The organism is Chloroflexota bacterium, assembly GCA_016219275.1.
Taxonomy (GTDB): Bacteria; Chloroflexota; Anaerolineae; order UBA4142; family UBA4142; genus JACRBM01.
In genome coordinates this window covers 50,342-56,656 of the sequence record JACRBM010000036.1, presented here as the reverse complement: position 1 = coordinate 56,656, position 6,315 = coordinate 50,342, and the positions used below count along the sequence as shown (strand labels likewise).

Sequence of the window (6,315 nt, the reverse complement as noted above, 5' to 3'; positions counted from 1 at the left end):
TTCCAATTTGCGATTGGCAAGTTGGAAACTTGCCCTACGATTCCGCGTGGCGCAAAGTTCCAATTTGCGATTGGCAAGTTGGAAACTTGCCCTACGGGTCTACTTGTGCGCGTAGTACATACCCTGGGTGGACAAACGGTTGAGCGTGTCACGATGGAGAAATGGATAGCGCGCATGAATCTTTTTTTGCACTGCCATGTCGGTGCTCTTGCCGCTTGTCACCTCGTCATAGTACAAATCGAAGGCAAAGCGTTTCACTTGGCGACAAAACTCGTCGAGTTCGTCCGCGCGCTCACGTGTGAGATCGGGATACTGTTGCAGCAGCCGGTCTTGAATCGGCTTGCCGAAATGCGTGCCCCATTCGAGCGACAGTTGCATCGCCGCATTCGCAATCTCATCGTCGCGCGATGCAGTTGAACGTTTGAAGAGACGGTCAAAGAATTTCATCTTGTTCCCTGATCGCAAATTGGAAATTTGCGCTACGCGGTCAGCGCGCGCACGTCGAGCGGCACGCCTTTGCGTTCATCGCGCACGAGCGCGATGCCGCCAACCTGGCATTGTCCCTCGCACACACCGCAGCCCATACATTTCGCCCATTCGACGTGCGCGAAACCGTCGAGCGAAATCGCGCCGAACGGGCACGCCTTGACGCAATCACCGCACGCCGCGCAGTGCGATTCGTCCACTTGCGCGACATAGCCGGACGAGGTGAGCATCGGCACGCCGTGCTTGACCATAGATTCGATGCCGCCGCAACAACACTTGCAACAGTTGCAAATCGCGTAAAAGCGATCGAGCATCGCGTCCTTAAAGTACGCCGCGTGGATGTGACCGCGCGCGTGCTCGGCGCGCAAAATCTCCGCGGCTTGTATCGGCGTGACGCGGCGACTTTTTTCCGGATGATGTTCCAAGATAAAATCTACGAATGGTTGACCGACGATCATGCAAACCTGGGTCGGCTGGCACGGATGGTCGCGCGTCGCGCGGCACGGACAATCGAACACGGCGATTTCCGGCGGACCTTGCAAGACGAGGTCGCGCGCGACCGGATATGGAATCACTTGCTCCAGATCGCGCAACGCAATGTCGTGGTCGTGCGTAACGAGCGCCTCGGCGAGCGCGGTGGGCAACACCTTGCCGTGATAATGATCGGCGGCGGATTGCCGGCTCGCCGTGTTCATTTTTGGCACTGCCTTTTTTGTCCCGTAGCCGATGTACTGAACGGGGAAGCGAGCATAAATGTACGAATGCCGGAATGTGCCGTCGTGGAAACGGCGCCAGCCGCTCGCGCGCAAAAACTTCCAGGTTGAAGGCAACATCACGCGCCCGCGTTCGCCGACGAGCCACGTGACAAGTGGGACGAGCACGATGATCGCGATGATGCCGAGAATAATTTGCATCGCACACCTCCTTGAGAATAATCACTGACCGCGTCCCCACCGACCGCGAATTTGCCGCGGTCTGCCGGCGGTCGCATTACGGTAGCGGTAGTCCCATCGCTTTGGCGAGCAAATACGCGGCGAGTGCGAACGCGTTGTTCGTTCCGTGCAGAATCACGCCGGGCACGAGCGACCCCGTTCGTTCGTACAGCCACGCGAGCACGCCGCCGAGAACGAGAATTGGAATCAAGCGGTCGAGACTGAAATGCAGCAGCGCGAAAATGAGCGTACTGAGAATCAGCGCGCTACGCGCGCCGAAACGTCCACGTAATCCACTGTAAACAAAGCCGCGAAAAAAAGTTTCTTCGACGACCGGCACTAGCGCCGCAACGATGAGGAACGCCGCCACCACGCCCGGTCCGGCCAAATCAAGACGCGACATGATGTCTTGCGTCGAAAATCGAATGCCGAGCGAGACCACGAAGATCGCGTAACAAAAGTTGATCGCGTACGAAACGATCAACGCGCCCGCGCTCGTCGCGCAACCGATCGGCGCGTCAAAACGTCGCCAACCGAGCGCGCTCCACCCAACGCGATAGCGCGCGAGACCGAACCACCACGCCGCGCCGATAAAGATCGCGCTCTGCGCGAGCAAGAACACGATGAGTGTCTCCCCGGCTAAACGCAGGGGTGCGCCGGTGATAAAACTGAAAATCAGTACGCCGACGTTCAGCGCGATAATGCCGACCAGCGCGAACAGTGCGGCGTAGATCAATTCGCGAATGCCCCACGGCACGGCAGGCACGGCATAGGTCGAAGATGGTTCGGTATTCATCACGCGCGATTATAAACGCAAACGAAACACGTGACAAACGCGCCAGCGATTGGCAACCCGTTTTTGACTGACTTTTGACTCGCGTGTGACACGATTTGGACTCGTTCGGACTAATCTGAATGTATTCAACCTTGCGAAGGCGCTTGCGCGAAACCTTCGGAAGGTTCGGTAGTACCACGGAGGGAACGATGCGAGTAACGATTGACCGTAACTTGTGTGGCGCGTGGGGACCGGCGTGCGAAGAATGTTTCGCTACTTTTGTCGCGCGCGATTTTCCACCCGATCGGTCGTGCATTACCGGGATGTGGGAAGACGGTTCGCCGAACGTGACCGCGGTGATTCGCTCGGGGCATTACGTCGGTATGCTGGTCATCACGCCGGACAATCGCGAGGCGATCCAGAGCGAGGGCTGGCGCAAGTTCGTGACGCTGCCGCCGGAAGCGTTCGACATCGCGCCGCCGCACGCGGATTACATTCGCACGATGACGCGACGCGATTGAATCGAACCGTGCTGTCATACTTTTGATGCAACACGACGCGGCGACCCTGCCGCGTTCTTGTTTCGAGATAGCCAACCTGGCGAAGGTTTACAACCTTCGCCAGGTTCTGAACGCTTACGTTTTGAGAAAGAGGAATAGATTTCGTGAAACTCAAACTCATCGTCGCCGCGCTCGTATTGATTCCGGTGATCGCGCATTTCGTCTACGCGATAGCCGTGTCGCCGGCGGCGAACTATTATTTGACGGTGGACGAATACGCCGCGCGGTCGGCTTCAACCAACACGCGCATCGGCGGCGTCATCGCGCCCGGCACGATCAAATGGGACAATGCGACGCAAACGATGCGTTTTCAGCTCGTCGGTGACCGGACGAACCTCGCGATCGTTTATCGCGGCAGGGTACCGGACGCGTTTCGTGATAACGTCACGGCGATTCTCGAAGGCGCGCGGGCGGGCGATGGTTCGTTCCTCGCGACGACGCTGATGATCAAATGTCCGCACCAGTACTTGCCCGCCGGGTTCTGACGCGTTCGTGACTCCGTTTTGACCGCATTTGAACTTGTACAAGTTAAGATGCCCGCGTCAGATCATTCTCAGAGTCGAGGATTTGGAATGAAAGGTTCTCCTGCGCGCGTATCCCGCGCGTCTTTACAACATCCGACGACGCGTCCCGACGTGTCGAATAGTAACGCGAACGATCTCGTCTATCTCTACTTGCGCGAGATCACGCGCACGCCCTTGCTGAACGCCAAGCAAGAAGTCCAACTGACCAAGACCATGTGGCGCGGACGGAGCGCCGAGCAACGGCTCCTCCGCAACGGTCACGACGCCAAACTCGAACTGCGCCTCCAAAAAGCCATCTACGCCGGTCACCACGCACGTCGCACACTCGTTCAGTCCAATCTCCGCCTCGTCGTCAATCTCGCCAAACATTATCTCGGTCACGGTTTGTCACTGCTCGATTTGATCCAGGAAGGCAACCTGGGTTTGATCCGCGCGGTCGAAAAATTCGATCATCGGCGCGGTCACAAATTTTCGACGCACGCGACGTGGTGGATTCGCCAGGCGATCACGCGCGCGATCGGCAATCACGGACACATGCCGCGTTTGCCGGCGCACACCAGTCAGGCGTTGCGCCGCCTCGATTACACGACGCGCATCTTGACCCAGGAGCTGGGACACGAACCGACCGACCAAGAACTCGCCGCGTGCATGAAATTGCCCACGCCCAAGATTCGCCGGTTGAAACAAGCCGGCGCCGCGCCGCTCTCGTTCGAGATGGAAGTCGGCGGCGACCCGGAAACCACGCTCGCGGATTTTGTCGAAGACCAAACCAGCCCGTCGCCGTGGACCTGCGCGGTGGATTCCGCGATGCGCGACGACGTGACCGCCGCGCTTGATTCGTTGACGCCGCGCGAGGCGCGCGTGTTGGTTTTGCGTTTTGGGTTGCGCGATGGTCAGGAACAAACGCTCGAAGAGGTCGGCGAGAAATTTGGTTTGACGCGCGAACGCGTGCGCCAAATCGAAAAGGACGCACTCGTCAAACTGCGCGCCAAGCCGCGCGTGACGCGCTTGGCTGGTTATATCGAAACGCGCGCGTCGCTGTAGTAGAAGCAGACCAGGTACCTGTTTTAATCGTTCCGCAATCACGTGTCGTCCCAGCCAGCGGGAGGCAGACATGGGGTGGCTCGTGTTCGCCGCCTCGGTGCTTTTTTTATTTTTGTGCGCCGCGAATTCGAGAGTCCGATTCGCGGCATTATTTATTGCGCGTTTGGTGAAATAAAAGGAGCCGATGCCGATTCAACTTTACCCGCTCGATCTCGACACCGACGCGCCGCGCTATGTCGAGTTGGTCAACACGATTCTGCCCGACCCGGTCACCATCGAACGTGTGCGCGAATGGGCGCGCAACTTTCCGCGCGAGGGCATTCGCCAGCAACACGTCGCGCGCGATGAGAATGGCATCATCGTCGGTTGCAACGAGGCGTCGCGTCGCCCGAACATGGCGCCGGGCACTTTTTTTATCGAGGTGATCGTCGCGCCGGACTATGGTCGGCGCGGGATTGGCGCGCAACTGTACGACGATGCTATCGCATTTGCGCGCGCACACGGCGCGACGCGCTTCATCTGCGAGGTGCGCGAGCATTGTCCAGATTGGTTGCGGTTCGCGCAGACGCGCGGCTTCCAAATTAATCGGCACATTTTCGAATCTACGCTCGACCTGGCGACGTTTGACGAGATGCGTTTTGCTGGTGTGATCGAATCCGTGCAAGCGCGAGGTGTTCGATTCATCACGCTGGCGGATGCGGGCAACACCGAAGCAAATCAGCGTAAGCTGTACGAGTTGAACCAGTGCAACGCGGTGGATATCCCGGGCTGGGAAGGCGAATTCCCAAGTTTTGAAGATTTCAGCCGGTACGTGTTCCAAGCATCGTGGTTTCGCGCGGAGGGGCAAATTCTCGCGGTGGAAAGTGATACCTGGGTCGGCTTGGGCGCGGTCGGTTATTTTGAAAAAACAAACTCGGCATACAACATGCACACCGGCGTCGCGCGCGAGTATCGCGGACGCCAGATTGCACTCGCGCTGAAACTGCTGGTGATCCGCCGCGCGCGCGAGTGGGGCGCGATATACATTCGCACGAACAACGATTCGCAGAACGCGCCGATTCTCGCGATCAATCAAAGGTTGGGATACAAAGCAGAGCCGGGGTACTTCAAGTGCTTGAAGATATTGGAGGATGCAAGAACTAACGGGGTTGCCACTTTGCCCTAAACGGTTGTAGAATAGGGAACGTCAAGGGAGAAGATTCAAAGACATTGGAAGGAGCGCGAATGAATATCCACGAATTAGTGATCGAACTCAAGCTACTGGAACGTCGCCTGATGTTATATGAGGAAAAGTACGGAGTGCTCAGTCAAGATTTTTACCAGGCTCTCTCTGCCGGCAAATTGGCAGATTACGATGCGCACGATGAGACGCGTACGGATTTCAGTCGGTGGAAAGGTATTTACGAAACGTGGTTGCGCCGCAAGCAGGCATACGACGCGCAAATCAGCCAACGTGATTTGGTTGAGACCATTCGCTTTCAACCAGCATACTGACCATGAGCGACAATCCGCTGAAATCACTTGCCGCGTACAGTCATTTGATTGCCGAACAGATTGATCGCCCTGGGGTCGAGCGTTCTACGGTTGTGGTTTGGTCGTCCAGCCCGTACTCGGCGATTGCCGAAGGCGAGATTTTTTTCGCGCAAGGAATCCGTTTGCGTCTGCGCGAAGAATTAGACCTCGATGCAGGATTGATTACATCGTACGGCTATGAAGTCTATCAACATGATGAACGGCTGTACTGGTACGATGATTTCCCGCACCCCAACGATCAAACGTTGGCAAGGACGTTTCCCCATCATAAACACATTCCGCCTGACATCAAACACCATCGCATCCCCGCGCCCGACTTGAGTTTTGCTCGACCAAATTTGCCGGGTCTGCTCAAAGAGATTCAATCACTTTTGGAACAGACTGCTAATAAATAAAATCAAAACGCGGTAGCACCTCGCGATGCTACCGCGTCTATTTTTTTCTTCGCGCTCTTTGTGTTC

At 57.0% G+C, this 6,315-nt stretch carries 9 protein-coding genes; 6 read left to right on the top strand and 3 right to left on the bottom strand.

Going from position 1 to position 6,315, the window contains the following annotated elements:
• Positions 1–99: 99 nt before the first annotated feature.
• From HY868_07845 to HY868_07835, 3 genes are all read right to left on the bottom strand, one after another.
• On the bottom strand, positions 100–447 hold the full coding sequence (locus tag HY868_07845) for a hypothetical protein (GenBank protein MBI5302035.1): 348 nt from the start codon (positions 445–447) through the stop codon (positions 100–102).
• Positions 448–479: 32 nt separating this feature from the next.
• Positions 480–1,400, bottom strand: coding sequence for a 4Fe-4S binding protein (locus tag HY868_07840; GenBank protein MBI5302034.1), 921 nt, complete (start codon positions 1,398–1,400; stop codon positions 480–482).
• Between the two features lie 76 nt (positions 1,401–1,476).
• Positions 1,477–2,214 (bottom strand): CPBP family intramembrane metalloprotease, encoded by a 738-nt coding sequence (locus tag HY868_07835; GenBank protein ID MBI5302033.1) that lies wholly within the window; start codon positions 2,212–2,214, stop codon positions 1,477–1,479.
• A gap of 188 nt (positions 2,215–2,402) precedes the next feature.
• Here HY868_07835 and HY868_07830 point away from each other — a divergent pair, with 188 nt between their 5' ends.
• The 6 genes from HY868_07830 (at position 2,403) to HY868_07805 (ending at position 6,249) form a co-directional block, all read left to right on the top strand.
• A complete protein-coding gene (locus HY868_07830) occupies positions 2,403–2,714 on the top strand; it encodes a hypothetical protein (protein ID MBI5302032.1) in 312 nt (103 codons plus the stop codon).
• A 143-nt stretch (positions 2,715–2,857) separates the two neighbouring features.
• Complete coding sequence (locus HY868_07825) at positions 2,858–3,238, top strand: cytochrome c maturation protein CcmE (GenBank protein ID MBI5302031.1); 381 nt, start codon at positions 2,858–2,860, stop codon at positions 3,236–3,238.
• Positions 3,239–3,325: 87 nt separating this feature from the next.
• Entirely contained in the window at positions 3,326–4,321 is a 996-nt protein-coding gene (locus tag HY868_07820) for a sigma-70 family RNA polymerase sigma factor (protein ID MBI5302030.1), read from the top strand.
• A 184-nt stretch (positions 4,322–4,505) separates the two neighbouring features.
• Positions 4,506–5,486 (top strand): GNAT family N-acetyltransferase, encoded by a 981-nt coding sequence (locus tag HY868_07815; GenBank protein ID MBI5302029.1) that lies wholly within the window; start codon positions 4,506–4,508, stop codon positions 5,484–5,486.
• 59 nt (positions 5,487–5,545) lie between these two features.
• Entirely contained in the window at positions 5,546–5,815 is a 270-nt protein-coding gene (locus HY868_07810) for a hypothetical protein (GenBank protein ID MBI5302028.1), read from the top strand.
• Positions 5,816–5,817: 2 nt separating this feature from the next.
• Positions 5,818–6,249, top strand: a complete 432-nt coding sequence (locus HY868_07805) for a hypothetical protein (protein MBI5302027.1) — start codon at positions 5,818–5,820, stop codon at positions 6,247–6,249.
• The last annotated feature ends 66 nt before the right edge of the window (positions 6,250–6,315 follow it).

Coding starts and splice junctions, on each gene's coding strand:
- HY868_07845 (MBI5302035.1), bottom strand. CDS start 447: ATGAAATTCTTTGACCGTCTCTTCAAACGTTCAACTGCATCGCGCGAC.
- HY868_07810 (MBI5302028.1), top strand. CDS start 5,546: ATGAATATCCACGAATTAGTGATCGAACTCAAGCTACTGGAACGTCGC.
- HY868_07820 (MBI5302030.1), top strand. CDS start 3,326: ATGAAAGGTTCTCCTGCGCGCGTATCCCGCGCGTCTTTACAACATCCG.
- HY868_07815 (MBI5302029.1), top strand. CDS start 4,506: ATGCCGATTCAACTTTACCCGCTCGATCTCGACACCGACGCGCCGCGC.
- HY868_07840 (MBI5302034.1), bottom strand. CDS start 1,400: ATGCAAATTATTCTCGGCATCATCGCGATCATCGTGCTCGTCCCACTT.
- HY868_07835 (MBI5302033.1), bottom strand. CDS start 2,214: ATGAATACCGAACCATCTTCGACCTATGCCGTGCCTGCCGTGCCGTGG.
- HY868_07805 (MBI5302027.1), top strand. CDS start 5,818: ATGAGCGACAATCCGCTGAAATCACTTGCCGCGTACAGTCATTTGATT.
- HY868_07830 (MBI5302032.1), top strand. CDS start 2,403: ATGCGAGTAACGATTGACCGTAACTTGTGTGGCGCGTGGGGACCGGCG.